The sequence below is a fragment of the Micromonospora haikouensis genome (genome assembly GCF_900091595.1).
Lineage (GTDB): Bacteria > Actinomycetota > Actinomycetes > Mycobacteriales > Micromonosporaceae > Micromonospora > Micromonospora haikouensis.
In genome coordinates this window covers 66761-90512 of sequence record NZ_FMCW01000013.1, presented here as the reverse complement: position 1 = coordinate 90512, position 23752 = coordinate 66761, and the positions used below count along the sequence as shown (strand labels likewise).

Sequence of the window (23752 nt, the reverse complement as noted above, 5' to 3'; positions counted from 1 at the left end):
GCCGGCGGCCATGGTCAGCTCGTGCGGGGGAAGGTCAGGGCCGGGGACGGTCGACGCTGCCGCGCCAGGCGCCGGTCTCCTGACCGCGCCGCTCGATGAACTGCTTGAACCGTTCCAGGTCGCCCTTGGCCCGGCGGTCGACGACGCCGAGCTTGTCGCCGGCCTGCTCCACCACGCCGTGCGGCTCGAACTCCAACTGGAGGGTCACCCGCGTGTTGGCCTCGTCGAGGCGGTGGAAGGTCACCACCCCGGCCTGCTGGGTGCCGCCGGTGGAACGCCAGGCCACCCGCTCGTCGGGCAGCTGCTCGGTGATCTCGGCGTCGAACTCGCGCTTGACCCCGGCGATCTCCACCGTCCAGTGGGTCTTCGTGTCGTTGAGCTGCCGGACCTCCTGCACCCCCTCCATGAAGTGCGGGAACTCCTCGAACTGCGTCCACTGGTCGTACGCGGTCCGGATCGGGACGGACACGTCCACGTGCTCGGTGACGCCACTCATCAGCAATCCTCCTCAGTGCGCGGGTGCGGGGCGGGCCGGGGGACGGGCCCCCTCACCAACGCGTCGTCTCGTTCCGGTGGCCGAGGGCGGCCCACACCTCGGAAACCGTCTGGTAGCGGGTGCCCGGCGGCAGCCCCTCCAGGGCGGCGACCAGGTCCTCCGGCGCGTCGTTGTCGCGCGCGTTGGCGACGAGCGCCTCCCGGTCGCCGGGCAGGGCGGTCATCGTGATGAACCGTCCGAGCCGGCTGCGCTGCTCCACGTCGGTGGAGCTCATCCCCTGCGGGGAACCGGTGCGCAGCTCGCCCGCCGGGGCCGTGGTGGCCTCCGGCTGGTCCTCGCCGGCCGGCTCGGGCTGGCGGAACTCGTCCACCCGCGAGCCGCCGGTGCCGGGGCCCTGGACCAGGCCGCTGACCTCCTGGCTCATCTGCTCGTCGACCCTCGGGCTGTGCTTGCTGCTGCCACGTTCCATGCCTTCTGCGCTACCCGGGGCGGACGCCGGTAAACCGACACGGCCGCCCGGCCGACGTGACCCGGCACCGGTCGGCGGGGCGCCGGCCGTCACGGACCGGCGGGGCTGCGCGGCGGCAGCACCGGCTCCTCCGGGTCCGGCTCACCGGCCTGCAACGCCCGGCCCCGCTGCAGCTCGGCGTTGATCTGCACGCCCAGCATCAGCGCCGAATTGGACAGGTAGAGCCAGACCAGGAACGCGATCACCGCGCCGAGGCTGCCGTACGTCACGTCGTACGAGCCGAAGTTCGCCACGTACAGGCCGAAACCGAACGAGGCCAGCGCCCAGGAGACCAGGGCGACCGCGCCGCCCGGGGTGAGCCAGCGGAACCGGGGCTGGCGCACGTTCGGGGCGATCCAGAACAGCAGCGACAGCAGCACCATCATCACCATGGCCAGCACCGGCCACTTCGCCACGCCCCACACCGTGCGGGCCAGCCCGCCCGCGCCCAGCAGGTCGCCCACCGCGTCGGCGACCGGGCCGCTGACGATGAGCCCGGTGGCCACCACGGCCAGCAGCAGCATGGTCACGGCGGCCAGCCCGATCTGCAACGGGCGCAGCTTCCACACCGGCCGCCCCTCCTGCACCCCGTAGATGGCGTTGGACGCCCGGGTGAACGCGCCGATGAACCCCGACGCCGACCACAGCGCGCCGAGCAGACCGAAGCTGAGCAGCGTCTTCGCGCCGCCGCTCTGGTCGACCACGCCCCGCACCACGCTCACGAACCCCTCGTTGCCGACCACCGACCCGGCGCCGACGTCCCGGGCCAGGTCGATCACCGTGTCGACCGTCCGCTCGCCGTCGGAGACCAGCCCGACCAGGGCGACCACCACGATCGTCGACGGGAACAGGGCGAGCACCCCGTAGTAGGTGAGCGCGGCGGCCCAGTCCGCGCAGTTGTCCTTGACGAAACTCCGGCCGCTGCGCACCAGCACCCCCCGCCAGGTGGGCCAGCTGAGCTGGCGTACCCGGCGGGGCCGCCGCGCCCGCCCGTCGTCGAGGACCGCCGTGTCCGGTTCCGTCGTCGCTGCCATGACCGCCCCCTGGGTCCCGGGCGGCGGGGTGACCGGCACCCGGCGCTCGCCTGGCCCCGCCCGTACCCAGCACCGGAAATCGACAAACCCGACACGGGGCGGGGCGCTCCGCCGCGCGGGCCGGCGGTTTGCCCAGGCGGCCGGGGGGAACGGTCAATCGGGAAGCAGTCGACGCGGAGGAGGACGACATGCCCGGGCGCGAGGTACTGCCCAGCACGCTGCGGCGCTCCCCGGAGAAGGCGCAGCGCACCTGGGAGAAGACGCACGACTCGGCGGTGGAGACGTACGGCGAGGGGGAGCGGGCGCACCGCACCGCCTTCGCCGCGGTCAAGCACGAGTTCGAGAAGGTCGGCGACCACTGGGAGCCGAAGGGCCGCAAGGGGCCCAGCGACCGGCAGGCGGCCGGCGGCGGGCCGGCGCGCCGTGCCCCCACGGCGGGCGGCGTCGACGCCAACGCCACCAAGGACCACCTGATGGCGGTGGCCCGCAAGCTGGACGTGCCCGGCCGGTCCCGGATGACGAAGCCGGAACTGGTCAAGGCCATCGAGAAGGCGAACAACAACGCCACCCGCAAGGCGCGCGGGGGCCGCTGACCGGCCACGACAGCGCGGGGCCCGGGGCCGCACGGTCCCGGGCCCCACGCCGTACGCTCACCAGTGGCCGCCGCCCGGGGCCTCGATGTGCACGGCCTTCGTGGCGGTGAACTCGTCAAGCAGCTCCGGGCCGTAGCCGAAGCCCTGGCCGCTGCCCCCACGCGGCTGCGCCGCCCCGCCCGGCGCGCCGCCGAACACGGCGTTGACCTTCACGGTGCCGACCGGCAGCTCCCGCCAGGCCCGCTGGGCGTGACTCATCGAGCCGGTGAGCACCGTCGCCGCCAGCCCGTACGGCGAGTCGGCCGCGCACCGCAGCGCCTCGCTGAACGAGTCGACCACCACCACCGGGGCGACCGGGCCGAACGTCTCCTCGCGCACCAGCGTCATCTCGTGCCGGCAGTCGACGACCACCGTCGCCGGGTAGAACGCCCCCGGCCCGTCCGGCAGCGCCCCGCCGGCGCGCAGCCGCGCCCCGCCGGCCACCGCCGCCGTCACCTGCCCGTGCACGTGGTCGCGGTGCCGCCGGTCGACCAGCGGCCCCAGCTCCGTGGCCGGGTCCCGCCCCGGGCCGACCCGCAGCGCCCCGGCCCGCCGCACCAGAGCGTCGACGAAGTCCTCCGCCACGTCCCGGTGCACGTAGATCCGCTCCACCGCCACGCAGATCTGCCCCGCGTTGGCGAACGCGCCCAGCGCCGCCTGCTCCGCCGCCCAGACCGGGTCGACCCCGGCGTCGACGACGAGCGGGTCGCTGCCACCGTTCTCCAGCAGCACCTTCGCCCCGGTGCGGGCCGCTGCCGCGGCGATCTGGCGGCCGGTGGCCGTCGCGCCCACGTGCGCCACCACGTCCACGTCGCCGCCGGCCAGCGCCGCGCCGACCTCCGCGCCGCCGGTGAGCAGCGACAACACCCCCGGCGGCAGGACCTCGTCCAGCGCGCGGGCCAGCAGCCACCCCGTCGCCGGGGTGCGCTCGCTCGGCTTGTACAGCACCGCGTTGCCGGTCACCAGGGCCGCGCCGAGCAGCCCGCAGGAGACCGCCACCGGGTCGTTCCACGGCGTGATCGCCGCGACCACGCCGCGCGGCTGCGGCGCCATGAAGTCGATCGACTCCGCGCCACCGAGCAGCGTGCGCCCGCCCCGCACCGGGGCCAGCTCGGCGTACTGTCGCAGGGCGCCGACGCCCGCCTCGACGCCGCCCCGGGCGTCCGCGACGGGCTTGCCCATCTCCGCCGTCACCGCCGCCGCCAGCTCCTGCGCCGCGGCCTGCACCGCGTCGGCGGCCCGGTGCAGCGCGGCGGCCCGCTCCGCCGGGTCCGTCGCCGCCCACCCGGGCGCGACGCCCCGCGCGGCCTCCACCGCCTTGCCGACCTCGTCCGCCGTCGCCACCGGCACCGTGCTGACCGGGCGGCCGTCGGCCGGATCGTGGACGACCAGCTCGCCCCCCGCGCCGCCGGCACCCCACACCCCACCGATGAGCTGCGCAACCGTGTACATGCGGCGGTGCATCCCCCGGCCCCGGCGCGGCAAACGCGTTTCGCCGCGAGTGGCCCCGGGTAGGCGGGTCGGATGACCTCGACCGGCATCCCCACCGCCGCCGCGTCCGGCGGGGTGACCAGCCCGGAGAGCGCCGACGCGGTCGTCGTCGGCGCGGGCCACAACGGCCTGGTGGCCGCCAACCTGCTGGCCGACGCCGGCTGGGACGTGCTGGTGCTGGAGGCGACCGGCGCGCCCGGCGGGGCGGTGCGCTCCGCCGAGGTGACGGTCCCCGGCTACCTGAGCGACCTCTACAGCTCCTTCTACCCCCTCGGGTACGCCTCCCCGGTGCTCGCCGGCCTCGACCTCGACCGGCACGGGCTGCGCTGGACCCACGCCCCCGACGTGCTGGCCCACCTGCTGCCCGACGGGCGGGCGGCCGTGCTCAACCGGGACCTCGACGCCACCGCCGCCTCGCTGGCCGCGTTCGCGCCCGCCGACGGGGAGCGCTGGCGGCACGCGTACGCCGACTGGCTCGACGTGGCCGGGCCGATGCTGGCGACCATCACCACCCCCTTCCCGCCGGTGCGCGGCGGCGTCGGCCTGCTGCGCCGGCTGCGGGTCGGCGGGGCGCTGCGGCTGGCCCGCCGGCTCGTCGTGCCCGTGCGCAAGCTCGGCGCGGAGCTGTTCGACGGCGAGGGCGGCACGCTGCTGCTGGCCGGCTGCGCCCTGCACACCGACCTGTCGCCGGAGGAGGCCGGCTCCGGCGTCTACGGCTGGCTGCTGGCCATGCTCGGCCAGCAGGTCGGTTGGCCGGTGCCCGTCGGCGGGGCGCAGCGGATCACCGACGCGCTGGTCGACCGGCTCACCACGCGCGGCGGCCGGATCGTCCACGACGCGCGCGTCGACCGGGTGCTCACCGCCCGGGGCCGGGCGATGGGGGTACGCACCGTCGACGGCCGGGCCTGGCGGGCCCGGCGGGCCGTCCTCGCCGACGTCCCCGCCCCCGCCCTCTACCTCGACCTGGTCGGCGCGGCGGCGTTGCCGCCCCGGCTCGTGGAGGACCTGGCGCACTTCCGCTGGGACAGCTCCACGCTCAAGGTCGACTGGGCGCTGTCCGGGCCGGTGCCGTGGACCAACCCGGCGGTGGCCGGGGCCGGCACCGTGCACCTCGGCGCGGACCTCGACGGGCTGACGACGTACTCCGCCGAGCTGGCCCGGGGCCAGGTGCCCCGCGACCCGTTCCTGCTGGTGGGGCAGATGAGCGTCGCCGACCCGAGCCACTCCCCGCCCGGCACCGAGTCGCTGTGGGCGTACACCCACCTGCCGTTCCGGCGCGACTGGCGGGCCGAGGACGTCGCCGCGCACGTCGCGCGGATGGAGGACGTGCTGGAGGCCGCCGCCCCGGGGTTCCGCGCCCGCATCCTCGGCCGGCACGTCGCCGGCCCGGCCGACCTGGAGCGGGGCGACCCGAGCCTGGTCGGCGGGGCGCTGGGCGGCGGCACCGCGGCGGCGTACCAGCAACTCTTCCTGCGGCCGATCCCCGGCCTGGGCCGCGCGGACACCCCGGTGGACCGGTTGTACCTGGCCAGCGCCTCCGCGCACCCGGGCGGCGGGGTGCACGGCGCACCGGGCGCGAACGCCGCCCGGGCCGCGCTGGCCCGCGACCGGGCGCTCACCGGCGGCCTGTACGCGGGCGTGATCGGCGCGGCGCACCGGGCGGTCTACCGCTGAGCGCCCCCGGCGCGTCAGCCCTCGATGTTGCGGTGCCGGGTGCGCAGCTTGAACGGCATCAGCGCGCTCTCGATCTTGGTGGCGGTGGTCATCTTCGAGGCGCCCTCGCGGCGCTCCTCGAACCGGATCGGCACCTCCAGGATCGTGTGCCCCAGCTTCGTGGCCAGGTAGTGCATCTCCACCTGGAAGCTGTAGCCGTTGGACTGCACCCGCTCCAGCCCGATGTCGCGCAGCGCGTCGGCCCGCCAGATCTTGAAGCCCGCCGTGAGGTCGCGGATGCGCACCCGCAGCAGCGTGTGCACGTACAGGTTGGCCCAGCCGCTGAGCGCGCGACGGTAGAGCGGCCACGCCTCGTCGAGCTGCCCGCCCGGCACGTACCGGGAACCGATGACGACACCCGCCTGCGTGGACAGCAGCGCGCCGAGCATGCCGGGCAGCGCCTCCGGCGGGTGCGACAGGTCCGCGTCCATCTGCGCCACGTATTCCGCGCCGCCGTCGAGGGCCCGGCCGATCCCGTCGACGTACGCCCGGCCGAGGCCCTCCTTGCCGGCGCGGTGCACGACCTGGACCCGGTCGGGGTGCTCGATGGCCAGCTTGTCGGCCACCTCGCCCGTCCCGTCCGGGGAGTTGTCGTCGGCGACCAGCACCTTCAGGCCCGGCAGCGGCAGCGCGAGGAGCCGTTCGACCAGGACCGGGAGGTTCCCCGCCTCGTTGTAGGTGGGAACCACGACGGTCAGGCGTGCGTCCCGCCAGGGGGCGGGCAACTGCACGGGTTCGATCATGACGGACATCCTCGGTTTGCCGACAGGTTTACCTGAGAGGGTAGCCAGTTGCCCGTTCCATGTCGTAATGGCTCCCCGTCCGGCGTGTGCGACACGCCGTGCGCAGGGCGGGGAGCCGGGTGACGCGCCGGAACCGGGTCGCCGGGCCGGGCCGGCGCGTCACCGGTCCGCCTTCTGCCGGGTCGCGATGTCGGACAACCGACGGGGTGCCTGGGTCACTTTCTCCACAATCGCCACTGCGCCCCCCGTACCCCGCTCCCGGCGGCCCCTAACGAGCCGGGCGGGTTAGCTTCTCGGCGGCGGCGGGTATCGCGGCACCGGAGGAGTGGCGGGGCGGCGGGTGTCGCCGCGCCCCCGGCGGCGGGCACCGCGCCGCCGGCGACGTTTACTCCCCGGGGCGCAGGGAACCCGCCGCCCGTGCGACGGGACCAGATGGAGCCGGATCAGCGCAGGTCAGCCCGGGTCGACCCGGGTCCTGGCCGGGGCGGGTCCGGCGGTGTCCTGTTCGACGCGGTGCTGCTGGACCGCGACGGCACGCTGGTGGAGGACGTGCCGTACAACGGCGACCCCGACAAGGTGCGCCCGCTGCCGGGCGTGCGGGAGGCTCTGGACCGGCTGCGCGCCGCGGGCCTGCGGCTGGCCGTGGTGACCAACCAGTCCGGGCTGGCCCGGGGCTGCTTCACCGAGGGGCAGCTGGACCGGGTGCACGCCCGCATCGAGGAGCTGCTGGGCCCCTTCGACTCCTGGCACGTCTGCCCGCACGACGACGACGCCGGGTGCGACTGCCGCAAGCCCGCCCCGGGCCTCGTCCACGCGGCGGCGGCGCGGCTGGGCACGACGCCGCAGCGCTGCGTGGTGGTGGGGGACATCGGGCGGGACATGGCCGCCGCGCTGGCAGCCGGGGCGCACGGGGTGCTGGTGCCGACGCCGGTCACCCGGCCCGAGGAGGTGGCGGCCGCCCCGTGCGTACGCCCCACCCTGCCGGCGGCGGTCGACGAGATCCTGCGCCGGCAGGCCGCCGTGGCCCCTGGCCCGCCCCGCGCGGCGGGCACCGTGCTGGTGGTGCGCAGCGACTCGGCCGGCGACGTGCTGGTCACCGGGCCGGGCATCCGGGCGGTGGCCGCCCACGCGCGGCGGGTGGTGCTGCTGTGCGGGCCGCGCGGCCGGGCGGCGGCGGAGCTGCTGCCCGGGATCGACGAGATCGTCGAGTGGCCCCTGGAGTGGATCGACCCGGACCCGGGCCCCGTGGACCCGGACCGGACCCGCCGGCTGGTGCGGCGCCTCGCGGCCGTGGGCGCCGACGAGGCGGTGATCTTCACGAGCTTCCACCAGTCGCCGTTGCCGCTGGCGCTGCTGCTGCGCCTGGCCGGCGTGCCCCGGATCGCCGCGATCAGCGACGACTACCCGGGCAGCCTCCTCGACGTGCGCCACCGGGTGCCGGCGGGGGTGCCCGAGCCGGAGCGGGCGCTGTCGCTGGCCGCCGCCGCCGGCCACGCCCTGCCCGGCGACGACCAGCCCCGGCTGCGCCTGCGCCGCGACGCGGTGCCGGCCCCGCCGCCGCGACTCGACCGGCCCGGGTATGTCGTGCTGCACCCCGGCTCGACGGCCACCGCCCGGGCCTGCCCGCCCGAACTGGCCGCCCGGATCGTCCGCGCGCTCGCCGGGGCGGGCCACCGGGTCGTGGTCACCGGGGGACCCGGCGAACGCGAACTCACCGCCCGGGTGGCCGCCGCCGGCGGCGTCGACCTCGGCGGGCGCACCGGCCTGGCCGAACTCGCCGGCATCATCGCCGGCGCGTCCGCGCTCGTCGTCGGCAACACCGGCCCCGCCCACCTGGCCGCCGCGCTCGACGTGCCCGTGGTCAGCCTGTTCGCCCCGACCGTCCCGTACGGGCAGTGGGGGCCCTACCGGGTGCCCACCGTGCGCCTCGGCGACGCCGGGGCCGCCTGCCGCGACACCCGCGCCGCCACCTGCCCCGTCCCCGGGCACCCCTGCCTGGCCGGGATCGACCCCGGCGCGGTCCTCGACGCGTTGCGCCTGCTCGGCGTCCGCGCCGGCACGCCCGTCGGCCCGGCCGGCGACCACGGCCCGGACGGCGCCCCGGGCGGATCGGGCCGTGCGGCGGCCGGCCCGGCGGACCGGGTGGCCGTGCCGGCCGGCGGCGGCGGGAGCGGCCGATGAACATCCTGGTCTGGCACGTGCACGGCTCCTGGACCACGTCCTTCGTGCACGGCAGGCACCGCTACCTGGTGCCCGTCACCCCCGACCGGGGCCCCTACGGCCTCGGCCGGGCCCGCACCTACCCGTGGCCCGACAGCGCCGTCGAGGTCACCCCCGGGGAGCTGCGCCGGGCCGACGTCGACCTGGTCGTCCTGCAGCGCCCCGAGGAGTTCGACCTGGCCTGCGACTGGCTGGGCCGGCGGGTCGGCCGGGACGTGCCGGCGATCTACGTCGAGCACAACACCCCCAAGGGCGACGTGCCCGACACCCGCCACCCGATGGCCGACCGCGACGACCTGCTGCTCACTCACGTCACCGGGTTCAACGAACTGTTCTGGGACAACGGGGCCACCCGCACCGCCGTCGTCGAGCACGGCGTCGTCGCCCCGGCCGTCGAGTGGACCGGCGAACTCGACCGGCTCGCCGTCGTCATCAACGAGCCGGTACGCCGCTGGCGGGTCACCGGCACCGACCTGCTGCCCCGCTTCGCCGAGCTGGCCCCCCTCGACGTCTTCGGCATGGGGGTGACCGGGCTGGCCGACCGGCTCGGGCTGCCCGCCGACCGGGTCGCCAGCCACGACGACGTGCCGCAGGAGCGGATGCACGCCGAGCTGGGCCGGCGGCGGGCGTACCTGCACCTGTGCCGGTGGACCTCCCTCGGGCTCAGCCTGATCGAGGCCATGACCATCGGCATGCCGGTCGTCGCGCTCGCCACCACCGAGGCCGTGGTGGCCGTCCCGCCCGAGGCCGGCGCGCTCTCCACCCGCGTCGACGACCTGCTGGGGGCCGCCCGCCGGTTCCTCGACGACCCCGAGGCCGCCGCCCGGGCGGGCGCGGCGGCGCGCAAGGCCGCCCGGGACCGCTACGGGCTGGAGCGTTTCCTCGCCGACTGGGACCGGCTGCTGGAGGAGGAAGTATGCGCATCGCGATGATCTCGGAGCACGCCAGCCCGCTCGCCGTCCTCGGCGGCGAAGACGCCGGCGGCCAGAACACGCATGTCGCGGAGCTCTCCGCCGCGCTCGCCGCCGCCGGTCACGACGTGCGGGTCTACACCCGCCGCGACGCGGTGGACCTGCCGGTGACGGTCCGCGCCCCCGACGGGTACGACGTGGTGCACGTGCCGGCCGGCCCGGCGGAGCCGATGGCCAAGGACGCGCTGCTGCCGCACATGCCGGCGTTCGGCCGCTGGCTGGCCCAGCGGTGGCGGGGCGGGGACTGGACGCCGGAGGTGATCCACGCCCACTTCTGGATGAGCGGACTGGCCGCGCTGGCCGCCGGCCGGCGCACCGGCGTGCCGGTGGTGCAGACGTACCACGCCCTCGGCACCGTGAAGCGGCGGCACCAGGGCGCCCAGGACACCAGCCCGCCCGGCCGGATCCGCGACGAGCGGGAACTGGGCCGGGCCGTCGACCGGGTCGTGGCCCAGTGCCAGGACGAGGTGAACGAGCTGGTCCGCCTCGGGGTGCCCCGCGACCGGATCAGCGTGGTCCCGTCCGGGGTCAACCTCGCCACGTTCGCCCCGCTCGGCCCGGCCGTCGGGCGGGACCCGGGCCGGGCCCGCGTCCTCACCGTCGGCCGGCTGGTGGAACGCAAGGGCTTCCAGGACGTGATCCGCGCGATGCCCCTGGTGCCGGACGCCGAGTGCGTGGTGGTGGGCGGCCCGCCCGAGGGGCTGCTGGAGACCGACCCGCACGCCCGGCGGCTGCGGGCCCTGGCCCGCGAGTGCGGCGTCGCCGACCGGGTGCGCCTGGTCGGGGCGGTGCCCCGGGAGGAGATGGGCCGCTGGTACCGCTCCGCCGACGTGCTGGTCGCCGCCCCCTGGTACGAGCCGTTCGGGCTGACCCCGCTGGAGGCCATGGCCTGCGGCGTGCCCGTGGTCGGCACGGCCGTCGGCGGGCTGACCGACACCGTCCTCGACGGGGTCACCGGTGACCTGGTGCCGGCCCGGGACCCGCGCGCGCTGGGCGCCGCGATCCGGGGTCTGCTCGACGACCGGATCCGCCGGTTCGCGTACGCCGGGGCGGCCCGCGACCGGGCCCGGCGCAGCTACTCCTGGGCGGCCACCGCCCAGCGGCTGGCGGAGGTGTACGGCGCGGTGGCCGCCGTGCGCCGGCCCACCCGGGTGGTCGCCTGATGGCCGCCGCCCGCCCGGCCCGGCCCGTCACCGGCTCCGCCGGCCCGGCCGGCCCCGCCGCCGCGTCGGTGCTCGACGCGCACCTGGCCGCCCTGGCCGCCGCGCTGCTGCCCTACCGGCGCTCGGAGGAGCTGCTGGCCCGCTGGGGCGGGGAGCTGGCGCACCGGCTGGCCGCCGGCGGCCGGCTGCTGGTGGCCGGCAACGGTGGCAGCGCCGCCGAGGCGCAGCACCTCACCGCCGAACTCGTCGGCAAGCTGCGCGACGACCGCGAGCCGCTGTCGGCCATCGCCCTGCACGCCGAGACCAGCGCGCTCACCGCCATCGGCAACGACTACGGCTACGACGAGGTCTTCGCCCGGCAGGTCCGCGCCCACGGCCGGCCCGAGGACATCCTGCTGCTCATGTCGACCAGCGGGGCCAGCGTCAACCTCGTCGCCGCCGCCCACGCCGGCCGCGACGCCGGGCTGCGCTGCTGGGCGTTCACCGGCCCCACCCCCAACCCCCTCGCCGACGCCTGCCACGAGACCCTGGCCATCGCCTCCCCCGACAGCCAGGTCGTCCAGGAGCTGCACCTGGTCTCCACCCACGTGCTCTGCGAGTACGTCGACCGGGTGCTCCCCGCCGCGCTGGCGGCGGCGGGCCGCACCCCGTTGGCACCGGCCGCCAGCGGGGCGGCGGGCCGCGCCGTGCCGCCGGCCGCCGGCGCGCCGGACGGTCCGGTGCGTGCCGGGGTCGAGGTGGTGCTCGACGACGGTACGGGCCGGCAGGCCGAGGCGGGATGAGGAGGCGAGCTGATGACGGGACCCGTGGTGGTGGTCGGTGACCTCCTGCTCGACCGGGACGTCGAGGGGGTGGTGAACCGGCTGTGCCCGGACTCGCCGGTGCCGGTCCTCGACGAGTCCACGGCCGTCGACCGGCCCGGCGGGGCCGGGCTCGCGGCGGTCTTCGCGGCGGCGCAGGGCGCCGAGGTCGCGCTGGTGACCGCCCTCGCCGACGACGCGGGCGGGGCGCGCCTGGCCGAGCTGCTCGCCGCCGCGGGAGTGCAGGTGTACGCGCTGCCGCTGCGCGGCACCACCTGCGAGAAGATCCGGCTGCACGCCCGGGGCCGGGTGCTGCTGCGCCACGACCGGGGCGGGGCGGCGGGGGAGCCCGGGGAACCGAGCGAGGCCGTGCTGCGGCTGCTGGCCGCCGCGTCCGCCGTGCTGGTCAGCGACTACGGCCGGGGGGTGGCCCGCCAGCCGGCCCTGCGGGCGGCGCTCGCGGGCACCCGGGCGCCGGTGGTGTGGGACCCGCACCCGCGCGGCCCGGCCGCCGTGCCGGGCGTGCACCTGGCCACCCCGAACGAGTCCGAGGTGCGCGAGCTGGTGAAGGCCGCGCCGGGCGGGTCCCGGCTGGCCACCGCGTCGCGGGGCGCGCAGGAGCTGCGCCGGCGCTGGCGGGCCGGCGCGGTCACCGTGACCCTGGGCGGCGACGGGGCGCTGCTCTGCCACGCCGGCTCCACGCCGCTGGTGGTGCCCGCGCCGGCCAGCGCCGAGGGGGACACCTGCGGCGCGGGCGACCGGTTCGCCGCGACCGCCGCCATCGCCCTGTCCCGGGGCGCGCTGGTCTCCGAGGCGGTGCAGGCGGCCGTCACCGAGGCGTCGGGGTACGTCGCCGCGGGCGGAGTGGCCGCCGCCCTGCCGGCACCGGTCCGGGCCGCCGCCGCGCCGCCGTCGCGTCCCGGCGGGCCCCGGATCGGGGTCGCCGCCGCCGCCGAGGTCGTCGCCGGGGTACGCGCGGCCGGCGGGACCGTGGTGGCCACCGGCGGCTGCTTCGACCTGCTGCACGCCGGGCACGTGGCCACCCTGGAGGCGGCCCGGCAGCTCGGCGACTGCCTCGTCGTCTGCGTCAACTCCGACGCGAGCGTGGCCGGGCTGAAGGGCCCGGACCGGCCGGTGGTGCCGCAGGGCGACCGCAGCCGGCTGCTGGCGGCGCTGGGCTGCGTCGACGCGGTGCTGGTCTTCGACGAGCCCACCCCGGAGGCGGCGCTGACCTGGCTGCGCCCCGACGTGTGGGTCAAGGGCGGCGACTACGCCGGCGGCGGCGAGCCGGCGCTGCCCGAGGCGGAGGTGCTGCGCCGCTGGGGCGGGCACACGGTGGTCGTGCCGTACCTCGACGGGCGCTCGACCACCGACATGATCGCCGCCGCCCGCGCCACCGGCGGGACGAGCGGGCCCCGGGCGCCGGGCCTGCGGGTGGGCGTCGACGTGGACGACACGACGATCAGGGGGGCACGATGAGCGCGAGCGCACCGGGAGCCGGGCCGACCGTACTGGTCACGGGCGGGTCCAGCGGGTTGGGGGCGGCCGTGGTGGCCGCCGTGGCGAAGGCCGGCGGCCGGCCGGTGGTGCTGGACCGGCACGCACCTGCCGACGGGGTGCCCTGGGTCGAGTGCGACCTCGCCGACACCCGCGCCGCCGAGGCCGCCACCCGGCACCTCGCCGAACGCTCCGGCGGCCTCGACGCTGTCGTCACCGCCGCGGGGATCGACGTGCCCGGCCGGCTCGCCGACGTTCCCGGCGACACCTGGGAGCGCATCGTGACCGTCGACCTGCTCGCCACCGCCGCCGTCATCCGGGCCGCCCTGCCCTGGCTGGAGGCGGCCCGGGGCAACGTGGTCACCGTCGCCTCCACCCTCGGCGTCAAGGCCGTCAGCGACGCCACCGCGTACTGCGCCGCGAAGTTCGGCGTCGTCGGCTTCACCCGCGCCCTCGCCGCCGAACTCGCCGGCTCCGTCGGCGTCACCCTGCTCGTCCCCGGCGGCATGCGCACCGCGTTCTTCGACGAACGCGACGCCCAGTACCGGCCCGGCCCCGACGCCAGCCTCAACGACCCCGCCGACACGGCCGCCGCCGTCATGTTCGCCCTCTCCCAGCCGCCCGGCAGCGCCGTGCGCGAACTGGTCGTCTGTGCCGAGCGGGAATCGTCGTACCCGTGATCCTCGCCCTGCGCGCCCTCGGCGTCGGCGACCTCGCCACCGCCGTGCCCGCGCTGCGCGCGCTGCGCGCCGCCCACCCCGACCGGGAACTCGCCCTGGCCGCCCCGGCCTGGCTGGCCCCCCTGGTCGACCTCGTCGGCGGCGTCGACCGGCTCGTGCCGGCGACCGGGCTGGCCCCCCTCGACCGGCCCGACCCGCCCCCGGACCTGGCCGTCAACCTGCACGGGCGCGGCCCGCAGTCGCACCGGCTGCTCGCCGCCACCCGGCCGCGGCGGCTGCTCGCCTTCGCCAACCCCGACGCCGGGCACGCCGACGGCCCCGACTGGCGACCCGGCGAACACGAGGTCGACCGCTGGTGCCGCCTGCTGCACTGGTACGGCATCCCCGCCGACCGCGCCGACCTCGCCCTGCGCCGCCCGCCCGCCGGCCCGACCCCGGCCGGGGTGAGCGTCGTGCATCCGGGCAGCAAGATCCCGGCGAAGCGCTGGCCAGCCGGGCGCTTCGCGGCGGTGGCCCGCGCGTTGGCCGGGCGCGGCCACCGGGTCGTGGTCACCGGGTCGGCCGACGAGCGGGCGCTGGCCGGGCGGGTGGCCCGTCGGGCGGGGCTCGCGCCGGAGGCGGTGCTCGCCGGCCGCACGGACCTCGGCGGGCTGGCCGCCCTGGTGGCGCACGCCCGCCTCGTGGTCAGCGGCGACACCGGCGTCGCCCACCTCGCCACCGGCTACGGCACCCCGTCGGTGGTCCTCTTCGGCCCGGTCCCGCCGACCGGGTGGGGGCCGCCGCCGGAGCGGCCGTGGCACCGGGCGCTGTGGGCGGGGGAGCAGGGGTCCGGCGGGCCGGAGGGGGATTGGTCCGCATCTGCCGGGGTAGGTACCGATCCGGTGTTGGCGGCGATCGGCGTCGGCGAGGTGCTGGCCGCCGTGGCGGAGGCGGAACAGGCGGTGCGAGTTGCCGGTGCGGTTACGGCGTAGCGACCCGGGCAGGCCCGGCTACGGTCGCCGGCGGCGCGGCCGGGGCTGGCTCTTCCTCGACCCGGCCGGCGACCCGGTCCGCGACCCCGGCGAGCTGGCCCGGCTGCGGGACGTGGTGATCCCGCCCGCCTGGCGGGACGTGTGGATCTCGCCGTACCCCAACGGGCACATCCAGGCCATCGGCGTCGACGCGGCCGGGCGCAGGCAGTACCTCTACCACCCCCACTGGCGGCAGCAGCGCGACGAGGCGAAGTTCGACCACGTGCTGGAGGTCGCCCAGCGCCTCCCCGGGCTGCGCGAGCGGGTGGGCCACGACCTGTCCGGCCGGGGGCTGAACCGGGACCGGGTGCTGGCCACGGTCGCCCGGCTGCTCGACATGGGCACGTTCCGCGTCGGCAGCGACCAGTACGCCGTCGGCGACGACGCCACCTTCGGCGTGGCCACGCTGCGCCCCGAGCACGCGCGCAGCCGGGGCGGCTGCGTGGTCTTCGCGTTCCCCGCCAAGGGCGGCGTCGAACAGGTGCGGCGCATCGAGGACCCGCAGCTGTGCCGGGTGCTGAGCAACCTGCGTCGCCGGCGGCGCGCCGCCGAGCGGCTGTTCGGCTACTGGGACGGCCGGGGCTGGCGGGACGTGCGCAGCGACGAGGTCAACGAGTACCTGCGCGACGCCAGCGGCGGCGAGATGACCGCGAAGGACTTCCGCACCTGGCACGCCACCGTCCTGGCGGCCACCGAACTGGCCGGCCACGCGCCGGCCCGCTCCGTGACGGCCCGCCGCCGGGCGGTGGCGGCGGTGATGCGGCAGGTCGCGGAACTGCTGGGCAACACGGCGACCGTCGCCCGCACCTCGTACGTGGACCCCCGGGTGGTGGACCTGTTCCACGACGGCGTGGTCGCCCCGGTGGGGCCGGGGACGCCCCGCGCGGAGGCGGAGCTGCGGGTGCTGGAGCTGCTGGCGGACGCCTGAGGGCCCCGCCGCCGGTCCCGGCGGCACCGGGCGGCCGCCCGCGACCGTCGTGTCGCGGGCGCCTCGCCACGGCCCCCGTTACGTGCGGGCCGCCACGGGATTGCCCCGAGCCCGGCCCGTAACCAGTATCTGGGAGGGGTCGGCCGGAGAGTTGACCTTGGGTGTCAGGTGGTTGACGATCCGTGCCGTCGCACGGCCGGCCCTGCGGCCCCCGATCGCCGCGCCCGGCGTCAGCCGGGCCCCGGCCGGGTGCTCTCCCGCCAGGCCCGGGGGCTGAGGCCGTACGCGGCGCGGAAGGCGCGGCTGAAGTGCGCCTTGTCGCGGAAGCCCCAGCGGGCGGCGATGGCCTGGACGGGCCGGTCGCGCAGCAGCGGGTCGGCCAGGTCCCGCCGGCAGCGTTCCAGCCGCCGGCGGCGGATGGCCCCGCCGACGGACTCCTCCTCGTCGGCGAAGAGGCGGTGCAGGGTGCGCAGGGCGACGTGATGGGCGTCGGCGACGGCCCGGGGCGACAGGTCGGGGTCGCCGAGGTGGCGCTCGATGAAGTCGTGGACCTGGGTGAGCAGCGCCTGCTGGCGCATCTCGGCCGGGAGCCGAGGCTCGGCGTCGAGGTGCCGGGCGAGCAGCATGGTGATCAGGGTGAGGGTGACGTCGGCGAGGTGGGGCGCGTCGGCGGCCCGGAACTGCTCCGGGTGCCGGGTGATCTGGAGCAGGTGCTGGGCCAGCAGCGCCCCGGGGCCCTCCGTGCCCGACATCCGCGCGGCGGTCAGCCCACCCACCTTGTCGGGGTGCAGCGGCAGGCGGGCGCGGGGCACCAGCGCGGTGACGGCGCTGGCCTGGGCCCGCTCGGCGTCGTGGCCGGAGTGCACGATCCGGTGGGGGCGCGCCCAGTCGACCAGGGTGAGGTCGCCGATCGGGATCGCGTTCGTGGCCCGGCCGGAGTCGATGGCGCTGTTGCCGGCGAGGGTGAGGGCGATCTGGAAGACCTCCGGGTCGGCCTGCCGGATCAGGCGCGGGGTGCGCAGGCCTATCAGGGACTGGTAGTGGAACCGGCACAGCTCGACCTCGCCCAGCGTCAGGATGTCGACGTCGGCCCGGAAGTCCGCCGTGTGCTCGCTGTCCATGGCCATCGGGGCCGAGGCGCGGGAGGCGAGCTCCGTGAAGAAGGGCCAGCGCTCCGCCGCCGGCAGCACGGTCGTGTCCAGCCTCTCGGTGCGCAGCCCACCCATCACCGGCCTCCCCGTCGTCGCCTTCCTCCATTGTCGACGCTTGCGCCGGTGAGGGGTGCCGCCGGGTGGCGCGGCGCCGCCGGGAACCGGCCTCAGGCGGGACGGGTGTCGTACGTCGCGCGGTTGGCCAGCACGTCGTCCATGTGGGCCTCGGCCCACCCCTTCACGCCGCGCAGCGTCTGGTGCAGGGAGTGGCCGAGCGCGGTCAGCTCGTAGGTGACCGTGACGGGCACGGTCGGCGTCACGGTCCGGGTGACCAGGCCGTCGCGTTCGAGGGAGCGCAGCGTCTGGGTCAGCATCTTCTGGCTGACGCCGGCCAGCAGGCGCGACAGCTCCGAATAGCGCAGCGGCCGGGGTTCGCCGCCGCAGTCGGCGCCGAACCGGTGCGAGCCGTCGCTGCCCAGCGCGGCCAGCACCAGAGTGACCCACTTGTCCGCGATGCGGTCGAGCAGCTGGCGACTCGGACACTGCGCCACGAACGCGTCATACTCGGCCTTCGCCCGCGCCCTCTTCTGCTCCGCCCTCGTCGTCGCCATCGGGCCGCCCCTTCCACCGCTGGTGCGTTACACACTTCCAGGTGCCTACTTCCGGACAGGAAGTTACCCGATCAGAGTGGAGTCGGCATCCACGGTGCCCAGCACCGACACCCGAAACCCGAAAGCAGAGGTGCAGCAGTGACCTCCCCTTCCCTTCCCGGCGGCACCTGGACGCTGGGGGACCTGACCGTCACCCGGTTCGGCTACGGCGCCATGCAACTCGCCGGGCCCTGGGTCATGGGTCCGCCGGCCGACCACCACGGCGCGCTCGCCGTCCTCCGGGAGGCCGTCGCCCTCGGCATCACCCACATCGACACCTCCGACGCGTACGGGCCGCACGTCACCAACCGGCTGATCCGCGAGGCGCTGCACCCGTACTCCGACTCGCTGCACATCGTGACCAAGGTCGGCGCGAACCGCGACCAGCGGGGCGGCTGGCCGCCGGCCCGGGACCCGGAGAGCCTGCGTCGGTCCGTGCACGAGAACCTCGACAACCTCGGGCTCGACGTGCTCGACCTGGTCAACCTGCGGCTCGGCGACGCCGAGGGCCCCCAGCCCGGCCCGGTCGCCGAGGCGTTCGAGACGCTCGTCGCGCTCCGGCAGCAGGGCCTGATCCGGCACCTCGGGCTGAGCAACGCGACGCCGGAGCAGGTCGCCGAGGCGCAGGCGATCGCGCCGATCGTGTGCGTGCAGAACCTGTACAACCTCGCGCACCGCCAGGACGACGCCCTGATCGACGCGCTCGCCGAGCAGGGCGTCGCCTACGTGCCGTTCTTCCCGCTCGGGGGCTTCACCCCGCTGCAGTCCTCGGCGCTCGCGGCCGTGGCCGCCCGGCTGGAGGCGGCACCCATGTCGGTGGCCCTGGCCTGGCTGCTGCGGCGGTCACCGAACATCCTGCTGATCCCCGGCACCTCGTCCGTGGCGCACCTGCGGGAGAACGTCGCGGGCGCCGGCCTCGCCCTCTCCGCCGACGACCTGGCCGAGCTGGACAAGGTCGGCCGCTAGGACCCGTGGGAGTTCAGTCGTTGAGGACCTGGGAGAGCCGGTCGCGGAAGCGCCGCTCGGAGTCGCTCACCACGTCGCCGCCGAGGCCCAGGATCCCGCCGCTGGACGCCGCGCTCACCACGTGCTCGGCGATCTCCACGAGCCAGTGCTTGTAGGCGCCGGCCTCGCCCTCGTCGACCTTCTCGGCCAGCAGCCGGGCCGCCGAGGCCGCCCGGTTCAGCACGTCCTCGATCACCGCACGCGGGTCGGCCGGCGCGATCACCGGCAGCTCCTCGCCGGCCTCCGGGTCGCCCACCCGGGACACGATCTCGCCCGCCACGGCGGCCACGAGCGGGCTGCCCGACTCGCGGCCCGTGGCGATGCTCTCCAACCCGGCCGCGTTCTCGGCCATCGTGCGGCGGGCGCTGTCGTGCTCGGCGGCGCTCGCCGCGGTCAGCACCGACTGCGGCAGGCCGACCAGCAGCCCCCACTCCTCGTCGGAGAAACCGAACCCGGTGTACGCCGGCTGCTCGATCACGACCGCGCTCCTCTCGTCGTTGCATCTCTGTGCCGTGGGCACGGTGGTCCGTCCCGGTGCCGTGGCCTGTCGGCCCGGCTCAGGCTAGTCGAGGGTCAACAGGCCCTGTTCGGACACCACGCGCACCGACAGCGTCTTGTACCCGACCTCCTCGAAGAGCACCGTCATCCGGTCCTCCTCGTAGCTCAGCACCATGCCGGGCCCCCACTCGGGGTGGCGCACCTGGCTGTGCACCGGGAACGGCCCGCTCGCGCCGTCGTCGGCGACGCTGGTGCCGGCGAGGCAGTTGTCGCAGTGCCCGCAGACCCGCGTCATCTGCTCACCGAAGTACGCCAGCAGCGCCTGCCCCCGGCAGCCGGTCGTCTCGGCGAAGGCGCGCATCATGTCCGTCCGCGACCGGGTGACGGTCTGCTGGCGTTCCGCCTCGGCCCGCGCCGCGTCGCCGGCCTCGACCGGCGTCGGCGAGTACCGGGGCGCGCCGATGCGTTGCCGCGACCGCGGCTCGGCGGCGCCGACCTGCTCCAGCAGGGCGAGATACTGGCCCAGCTTGCGCGGCCCCAGGCCCGTCGCCTCCCGCAGCTCCTTCTTGGTGGCCGGCTTGCGCCGCAGCAGGGCCGCCAGGTCACGCAGCTCGGTGGCGTCCGGCAGCCCGCCGCTGAAGAAGCGTTGCAGGCCGACGTCCTCGGCCTGCCACAGCAGCAGCACCCGGGCCGGCTCCCCGTCGCGCCCGGCCCGGCCGATCTCCTGGAAGTAGCTGTCCGGCGAGTCCGGCAGCGCCATGTGCACCACCCAGGCGATGTTCGGCTTGTCGATGCCCATGCCGAACGCCGAGGTGGCCACCATGATGGGCACCCGGTCGGCGAGGAACGCCTCGTGCAGCTCGCCGCGCGCCCCGGCGGGCATCCCGCCGTGGTAGAACTCGGCCGGGAAGTCGGCGTCGGTGAGCCGGGCGGCCAGCTCCTCGGCCGCCCGCCGGGTCGGCACGTAGATGATCCCGGGGCGCCTGTCCTCGCGCAGCAGGGCGAGCAGCCGCCGCCACCGGTAGTCCTCGGTGGGGCAGTGCGCGACCTCCAGGAACAGGTTCGGCCGGTCCAGCCCGGACACCACCACCTCGGCGTCGCGTAGCCGCAGCCGGGCGACGATGTCGTCGCGTACCGGCGGGGAGGCCGTGGCGGTCAGGGCGACCACCGGGGGCCGGCCGATGCCCTCGATGAGGTGCCCCAGCGCCAGGTAGTCGGGGCGGAAGTCGTGCCCCCAGGCCGAGATGCAGTGCGCCTCGTCGATCGCCACGAGCGCCGGCTTGAGCGACCTGACCTCGGCCATCCGGTCGGGGTTGGCCAACTGCTCCGGCGTGATGAACAGGAACTCGGCCCGGCCCGCGCGGACCTCCTCGATCGCCTCCGCCTGCTGGGCGGGCGTCTCGTCCGAGCTGATCCGCACCGCCCGCAGCTCGGGGCGGCGGCGCTCGTTGAGGGCCGCGATCTGGTCCTGCTGGAGGGCGAGCAGTGGGGAGATCACCACGGTCGGGCCGGGGATCAGGCTGGCCGGGATCTGGTAGATCGCCGACTTGCCGGCACCGGTGGGCAGCACCACCAGGGCGTCGCGTCGCTTCATCACCGCGCGCATGGCGGCGAGCTGGTTGGGCCGCAGCGCTTTCCAGCCGAAGAGGCTCCGCGCCGCGCGGCGCAACGTCATGGAGTGCGTGGACAGCTTCATCGAGGGCCGGAGGTACCCGAAGCGATCACCCCCGAAACCCGGCGGGAGGAAGGAAGGGCCCCCTGTTAACGCTTTCTGTTGCACAGGGGACCCTTCCTAACACCGCACGGACCGCGGCGGTTCAGCGCAGCCGGGGGAGCACGGAGGTGCGGTAGAGCTCGAACAGCCCCTCGTGGTGCGGGCCGGTGTTGGCCACGTAGACCTCGTCGAAGCCGGCCTGCGCGTACCGGTCGATCATCTCCAGGTGCGCGTCGGCGCTGTCGCCGCACACGAACGACTCCTTCATCATCTCCGGCCGCACGAGCTGCCCGGCCTGCTCGAAGTGCCGGGGCGAGGGCAGCACCTGGGACAGCTCGCCCGGCACGCCGGCGTTGGGCCACCGCTCGTACGCGATCGCCGCGCCGGCGTCCTCGCTGTCGGCGTACGCCGCCTTGAAGCCGGCCTGGCACGGCTTGTCGCCGCCCCCGCCGGAGCGGAACCGGCGGACCAGGTCGGCGTCGGGCGACGTGCTGACGTACCCGTCGCCGATGCGGGCGGCCAGGTCGACGGCCTTCGGGCCGAAACCGGAGACATAGACCGGAGGGGGACCGTCGGGCAGGGTGTAGAGGCGGGCGTGCTCGACGGTGTAGTGCCGGCCGTGGTGGTTGACGAACCCGCCCCGCCACAGCTCGCGCATCACCTCGACGGCCTCCTCCAGCATCTCCAACCGCACGTCGGCCTGCGGCCAGGCGTCGCCGAAGATGTGCTCGTTGAGGGCCTCGCCGGAGCCCACCCCGAGGACGAACCGCCCCTGGTGCAGCACGGCGCTGGTCGCCGCCGCCTGGGCGAGCACCGCCGGGTGGATACGCACCGTCGGGCAGGTCACGGCCGTGGTGACCGGCAGCGAGCAGACCTGGCTGAGCGCCCCGATCATCGACCAGACGAACGGGCTCTGGCCCTGGGCGTCCGTCCACGGATGGTAGTGGTCGGAAATCCACAGCGCCTCGAAGCCGGCCCGCTCGGCACCCCGGGCCTGCTCCAGCAGTTGCGCCGGGGTCAGCTCCTCGCTGGACAGGAAGTAGCCGATCCTCATCGCTCCCCCTCGCCGTGCCCGGCGCGCGGCGCACCGGCGGCACGACGACAGCCGTACCCCATGGGCCAAGGGGTGAACCCGGCGCGGCGGGGCGGCGGCCGTGGTGGCGGGCCGGTGCCGCCCGCCGGGCGGCGGCCGTGGGGTCAGCGCCGGCCGAACATGGCCCGGATCGCGGCGAGCAGCAGGAGGCCGCCGACGATCAGGCCGAGCAGGCGGACGCCGGGCACGTCGGCCGCGCTGGTGGCGTCGGCGAGCGGCGGGACAGGCATGTGGGAACTCTCCCACGAAGGGCCGGACCGCGCCAGACAGTAACAGTAAGGTTTATTGACTATTTGCCGGCGGTGATGTGACCATGGCAGCACCGCCGCGGCCCGCGGCCGGTCCGACACGGCACAAGACGGGGGTACGGCAGCCGCATGAGCAGCGCACCGACGGGGAACCTGGCGAGCCTGGCGGCCGCCGTCCTGCAACCCGGATTCGTCGGCACCACCCCGCCGCCGTGGGTCCTGCGGTGGCTCGGCGACGGGCTCGGCTCGGTGGTGCTCTTCGCCCGCAACATCGTCGACCTCGACCAGGTCGCCGCGCTCACCGCCGCGCTGCGCGCCGAGCGCCCCGACGTGATCGTCGCCATCGACGAGGAGGCCGGCGACGTCACCCGCATCGAGTCCGGCCGGGGCAGCTCCCGGCCCGGCAACTTCGCCCTCGGCGCCGTCGACGACCCGCAGCTGACCGCCGAGGTCGCCCGCGACCTGGGCCGCGAGCTGGCATCCGTCGGGGTCACCCTCGACTACGCCCCGGACGCCGACGTCAACTCCAACCCCGCCAACCCCGTGATCGGGGTACGCGCCTTCGGCGCCGACCCGGACCTCGTCGCCCGGCACACCGCCGCCTGGGTACGCGGCCTCCAGTCCGGCGGCGTCGCCGCCTGCGCCAAGCACTTCCCCGGCCACGGCGACACCCGCGTCGACTCCCACCACGACCTGCCCCGCATCGGCGGCAGCCGCGCACAGCTCGACGCCGCCGAACTGGTGCCGTTCCGGGCCGCCGTGGCGGCCGGGGTGCAGGCGGTGATGACCGGCCACCTCCTCGTGCCGGCCCTCGACCCGCGGCTGCCGGCCACCCTCAGCCCCCGCATCCTCGGCGGCCTGCTCCGCGAGGAACTGGGCTTCTCGGGCGTGATCGTCACCGACGCGGTGGAGATGCGGGCGGTCGCCGACCGGTACGGCTTCGCCGGCGCGGCGGTCCGCGCCCTCGCCGCCGGAGCGGACGCGATCTGCGTCGGCGGTGAACGCGCCGACGAGGACGCCGCCCGCGAGCTGCGCGACGCGATCGTCGCCGCCGTCGTCTCCGGCGAGCTGCCCGAACAACGGCTGGCCGAGGCGGCCAAGCGGGTCGGCCAGCTCGCCGCCTGGACGGTGGCCGCCCGGGCCGACGCCCCGTCCCGCCCCACCGTCACGCCCGGCGGCTCCCCGATCGGGCTGGCCGCCGCCCGCCGCGCCGTACGGGTCACGGCGAGCGCCGCCGGGGCCCTGCCGCTGGCCGGGGCCCCGCACGTGGTCGAGTTCGAGCCGCCCCGCAACATCGCCATCGGCGCGGAGACCCCGTGGGGGATCGCCGCCCCGCTGGCCGCCCTGCTCCCGGGCACCACCGCGGTCCGCCTCGGCGCGGACGATCTCGGTGACGTCCCCGTGGGGGCGGTCGGCGCTGCTCCTGCTGGTGCTGCCGCCGGTGCTGCTGGTGCTCTTTCCGGTGCTGCTACCGGTGCCGCCGGAGTTCTTGCCGGCGCTGCCGGCG

General features: G+C 76.3%; 21 protein-coding genes and 2 pseudogenes. 12 read left to right on the top strand and 11 right to left on the bottom strand.

Going from position 1 to position 23752, the window contains the following annotated elements:
• Positions 1 to 34: 34 nt before the first annotated feature.
• The 3 genes from GA0070558_RS15065 to GA0070558_RS15055 all read right to left on the bottom strand — a co-directional run bounded on the left by GA0070558_RS15065 (position 35) and on the right by GA0070558_RS15055 (position 2038).
• Positions 35 to 496, bottom strand: coding sequence for an SRPBCC family protein (locus tag GA0070558_RS15065; RefSeq protein ID WP_074475938.1), 462 nt, complete (start codon positions 494 to 496; stop codon positions 35 to 37).
• Positions 497 to 548: 52 nt separating this feature from the next.
• Positions 549 to 965 carry a DUF2795 domain-containing protein gene (locus tag GA0070558_RS15060; protein WP_091280002.1) on the bottom strand — a complete coding sequence of 139 codons (417 nt, stop codon included), beginning with the start codon at positions 963 to 965 and terminating at the stop codon, positions 549 to 551.
• 89 nt (positions 966 to 1054) lie between these two features.
• Complete coding sequence (locus GA0070558_RS15055; protein ID WP_091280349.1) at positions 1055 to 2038, bottom strand: YihY/virulence factor BrkB family protein; 984 nt, start codon at positions 2036 to 2038, stop codon at positions 1055 to 1057.
• Positions 2039 to 2226: 188 nt separating this feature from the next.
• Between GA0070558_RS15055 and GA0070558_RS15050 the strand changes: the two genes are divergently transcribed.
• Positions 2227 to 2631 (top strand): ChaB family protein, encoded by a 405-nt coding sequence (locus GA0070558_RS15050; RefSeq protein WP_091279999.1) that lies wholly within the window; start codon positions 2227 to 2229, stop codon positions 2629 to 2631.
• A 57-nt stretch (positions 2632 to 2688) separates the two neighbouring features.
• Here the strand turns inward: GA0070558_RS15050 and GA0070558_RS15045 are convergent, their stop codons facing one another.
• The gene (locus tag GA0070558_RS15045; protein ID WP_091279995.1) at positions 2689 to 4122 is read right to left on the bottom strand and encodes an aldehyde dehydrogenase family protein; all 1434 of its coding nucleotides are present in this window, start codon (positions 4120 to 4122) and stop codon (positions 2689 to 2691) included.
• Positions 4123 to 4194: 72 nt separating this feature from the next.
• Here GA0070558_RS15045 and GA0070558_RS15040 point away from each other — a divergent pair, with 72 nt between their 5' ends.
• Positions 4195 to 5835: a phytoene desaturase family protein gene (locus tag GA0070558_RS15040; protein ID WP_439709600.1), complete on the top strand. Its 1641-nt coding sequence runs from the start codon at positions 4195 to 4197 to the stop codon at positions 5833 to 5835.
• 14 nt (positions 5836 to 5849) lie between these two features.
• On the opposite strand, the gene GA0070558_RS15035 is transcribed toward GA0070558_RS15040, so the two are convergent.
• A complete protein-coding gene (locus GA0070558_RS15035; protein ID WP_077937215.1) occupies positions 5850 to 6617 on the bottom strand; it encodes a polyprenol monophosphomannose synthase in 768 nt (255 codons plus the stop codon).
• A 432-nt stretch (positions 6618 to 7049) separates the two neighbouring features.
• Between GA0070558_RS15035 and GA0070558_RS15030 the strand changes: the two are divergent.
• The 8 genes and pseudogenes from GA0070558_RS15030 to GA0070558_RS14995 all read left to right on the top strand — a co-directional run.
• Positions 7050 to 8681 (top strand): annotated as a pseudogene (locus tag GA0070558_RS15030) (HAD-IIIA family hydrolase); the annotation flags it as partial.
• 113 nt (positions 8682 to 8794) lie between these two features.
• Positions 8795 to 9769, top strand: a complete 975-nt coding sequence (locus GA0070558_RS15025; protein WP_091279992.1) for a glycosyltransferase — start codon at positions 8795 to 8797, stop codon at positions 9767 to 9769.
• Positions 9754 to 10971 carry a glycosyltransferase gene (locus GA0070558_RS15020; protein ID WP_091279988.1) on the top strand — a complete coding sequence of 406 codons (1218 nt, stop codon included), beginning with the start codon at positions 9754 to 9756 and terminating at the stop codon, positions 10969 to 10971. Before GA0070558_RS15025 ends, GA0070558_RS15020 begins: the two co-directional genes overlap by 16 nt.
• Positions 10971 to 11753: a D-sedoheptulose-7-phosphate isomerase gene (locus GA0070558_RS15015; RefSeq protein WP_091279985.1), complete on the top strand. Its 783-nt coding sequence runs from the start codon at positions 10971 to 10973 to the stop codon at positions 11751 to 11753. Before GA0070558_RS15020 ends, GA0070558_RS15015 begins: the two co-directional genes overlap by 1 nt.
• Before the next feature lie 12 nt (positions 11754 to 11765).
• Complete coding sequence (locus GA0070558_RS15010; protein ID WP_091279981.1) at positions 11766 to 13250, top strand: PfkB family carbohydrate kinase; 1485 nt, start codon at positions 11766 to 11768, stop codon at positions 13248 to 13250.
• Positions 13247 to 13948: an SDR family oxidoreductase gene (locus GA0070558_RS15005; protein WP_077937221.1), complete on the top strand. Its 702-nt coding sequence runs from the start codon at positions 13247 to 13249 to the stop codon at positions 13946 to 13948. The genes GA0070558_RS15010 and GA0070558_RS15005 overlap by 4 nt, the downstream gene beginning before the upstream one ends.
• Positions 13945 to 14919, top strand: coding sequence for a glycosyltransferase family 9 protein (locus GA0070558_RS15000; protein ID WP_091279977.1), 975 nt, complete (start codon positions 13945 to 13947; stop codon positions 14917 to 14919). Before GA0070558_RS15005 ends, GA0070558_RS15000 begins: the two co-directional genes overlap by 4 nt.
• On the top strand, positions 14903 to 15886 hold the full coding sequence (locus GA0070558_RS14995; protein ID WP_091279974.1) for a DNA topoisomerase IB: 984 nt from the start codon (positions 14903 to 14905) through the stop codon (positions 15884 to 15886). The genes GA0070558_RS15000 and GA0070558_RS14995 overlap by 17 nt, the downstream gene beginning before the upstream one ends.
• Before the next feature lie 230 nt (positions 15887 to 16116).
• Here the strand turns inward: GA0070558_RS14995 and GA0070558_RS14990 are convergent, their stop codons facing one another.
• Positions 16117 to 17112, bottom strand: a complete 996-nt coding sequence (locus tag GA0070558_RS14990) for a helix-turn-helix domain-containing protein (protein ID WP_077937225.1) — start codon at positions 17110 to 17112, stop codon at positions 16117 to 16119.
• A 92-nt stretch (positions 17113 to 17204) separates the two neighbouring features.
• Entirely contained in the window at positions 17205 to 17648 is a 444-nt protein-coding gene (locus GA0070558_RS14985) for a winged helix-turn-helix transcriptional regulator (RefSeq protein WP_091279969.1), read from the bottom strand.
• 138 nt (positions 17649 to 17786) lie between these two features.
• Here GA0070558_RS14985 and GA0070558_RS14980 point away from each other — a divergent pair, with 138 nt between their 5' ends.
• Complete coding sequence (locus tag GA0070558_RS14980; RefSeq protein ID WP_091279965.1) at positions 17787 to 18653, top strand: aldo/keto reductase family oxidoreductase; 867 nt, start codon at positions 17787 to 17789, stop codon at positions 18651 to 18653.
• Between the two features lie 13 nt (positions 18654 to 18666).
• Here GA0070558_RS14980 and GA0070558_RS14975 read toward each other — a convergent pair whose 3' ends face one another.
• From GA0070558_RS14975 to GA0070558_RS34355, 4 genes are all read right to left on the bottom strand, one after another.
• Entirely contained in the window at positions 18667 to 19170 is a 504-nt protein-coding gene (locus GA0070558_RS14975; RefSeq protein ID WP_043962890.1) for a hypothetical protein, read from the bottom strand.
• An 84-nt stretch (positions 19171 to 19254) separates the two neighbouring features.
• Positions 19255 to 20886, bottom strand: a complete 1632-nt coding sequence (locus tag GA0070558_RS14970; protein WP_091279962.1) for a RecQ family ATP-dependent DNA helicase — start codon at positions 20884 to 20886, stop codon at positions 19255 to 19257.
• A 121-nt stretch (positions 20887 to 21007) separates the two neighbouring features.
• Entirely contained in the window at positions 21008 to 21958 is a 951-nt protein-coding gene (locus tag GA0070558_RS14965; RefSeq protein ID WP_091279959.1) for a TIGR03557 family F420-dependent LLM class oxidoreductase, read from the bottom strand.
• A gap of 143 nt (positions 21959 to 22101) precedes the next feature.
• The gene (locus GA0070558_RS34355) at positions 22102 to 22227 is read right to left on the bottom strand and encodes a hypothetical protein (protein ID WP_255378728.1); all 126 of its coding nucleotides are present in this window, start codon (positions 22225 to 22227) and stop codon (positions 22102 to 22104) included.
• Positions 22228 to 22374: 147 nt separating this feature from the next.
• Between GA0070558_RS34355 and GA0070558_RS14960 the strand changes: the two are divergent.
• Positions 22375 to 23646: pseudogene (locus tag GA0070558_RS14960) on the top strand (glycoside hydrolase family 3 protein); the annotation flags it as partial.
• Positions 23647 to 23752 lie beyond the last annotated feature (106 nt).

Coding starts and splice junctions, on each gene's coding strand:
- GA0070558_RS14985 (WP_091279969.1), bottom strand. CDS start 17,648: ATGGCGACGACGAGGGCGGAGCAGAAGAGGGCGCGGGCGAAGGCCGAG.
- GA0070558_RS34355 (WP_255378728.1), bottom strand. CDS start 22,227: ATGCCTGTCCCGCCGCTCGCCGACGCCACCAGCGCGGCCGACGTGCCC.
- GA0070558_RS15015 (WP_091279985.1), top strand. CDS start 10,971: ATGGCCGCCGCCCGCCCGGCCCGGCCCGTCACCGGCTCCGCCGGCCCG.
- GA0070558_RS15050 (WP_091279999.1), top strand. CDS start 2,227: ATGCCCGGGCGCGAGGTACTGCCCAGCACGCTGCGGCGCTCCCCGGAG.
- GA0070558_RS15045 (WP_091279995.1), bottom strand. CDS start 4,122: ATGTACACGGTTGCGCAGCTCATCGGTGGGGTGTGGGGTGCCGGCGGC.
- GA0070558_RS14965 (WP_091279959.1), bottom strand. CDS start 21,958: ATGAGGATCGGCTACTTCCTGTCCAGCGAGGAGCTGACCCCGGCGCAA.
- GA0070558_RS15040 (WP_439709600.1), top strand. CDS start 4,195: ATGACCTCGACCGGCATCCCCACCGCCGCCGCGTCCGGCGGGGTGACC.
- GA0070558_RS15060 (WP_091280002.1), bottom strand. CDS start 965: ATGGAACGTGGCAGCAGCAAGCACAGCCCGAGGGTCGACGAGCAGATG.
- GA0070558_RS15065 (WP_074475938.1), bottom strand. CDS start 496: ATGAGTGGCGTCACCGAGCACGTGGACGTGTCCGTCCCGATCCGGACC.
- GA0070558_RS14990 (WP_077937225.1), bottom strand. CDS start 17,112: ATGGGTGGGCTGCGCACCGAGAGGCTGGACACGACCGTGCTGCCGGCG.
- GA0070558_RS15005 (WP_077937221.1), top strand. CDS start 13,247: ATGAGCGCGAGCGCACCGGGAGCCGGGCCGACCGTACTGGTCACGGGC.
- GA0070558_RS15010 (WP_091279981.1), top strand. CDS start 11,766: ATGACGGGACCCGTGGTGGTGGTCGGTGACCTCCTGCTCGACCGGGAC.
- GA0070558_RS15025 (WP_091279992.1), top strand. CDS start 8,795: ATGAACATCCTGGTCTGGCACGTGCACGGCTCCTGGACCACGTCCTTC.
- GA0070558_RS15035 (WP_077937215.1), bottom strand. CDS start 6,617: ATGATCGAACCCGTGCAGTTGCCCGCCCCCTGGCGGGACGCACGCCTG.
- GA0070558_RS14970 (WP_091279962.1), bottom strand. CDS start 20,886: ATGAAGCTGTCCACGCACTCCATGACGTTGCGCCGCGCGGCGCGGAGC.
- GA0070558_RS15055 (WP_091280349.1), bottom strand. CDS start 2,038: ATGGCAGCGACGACGGAACCGGACACGGCGGTCCTCGACGACGGGCGG.
- GA0070558_RS15020 (WP_091279988.1), top strand. CDS start 9,754: ATGCGCATCGCGATGATCTCGGAGCACGCCAGCCCGCTCGCCGTCCTC.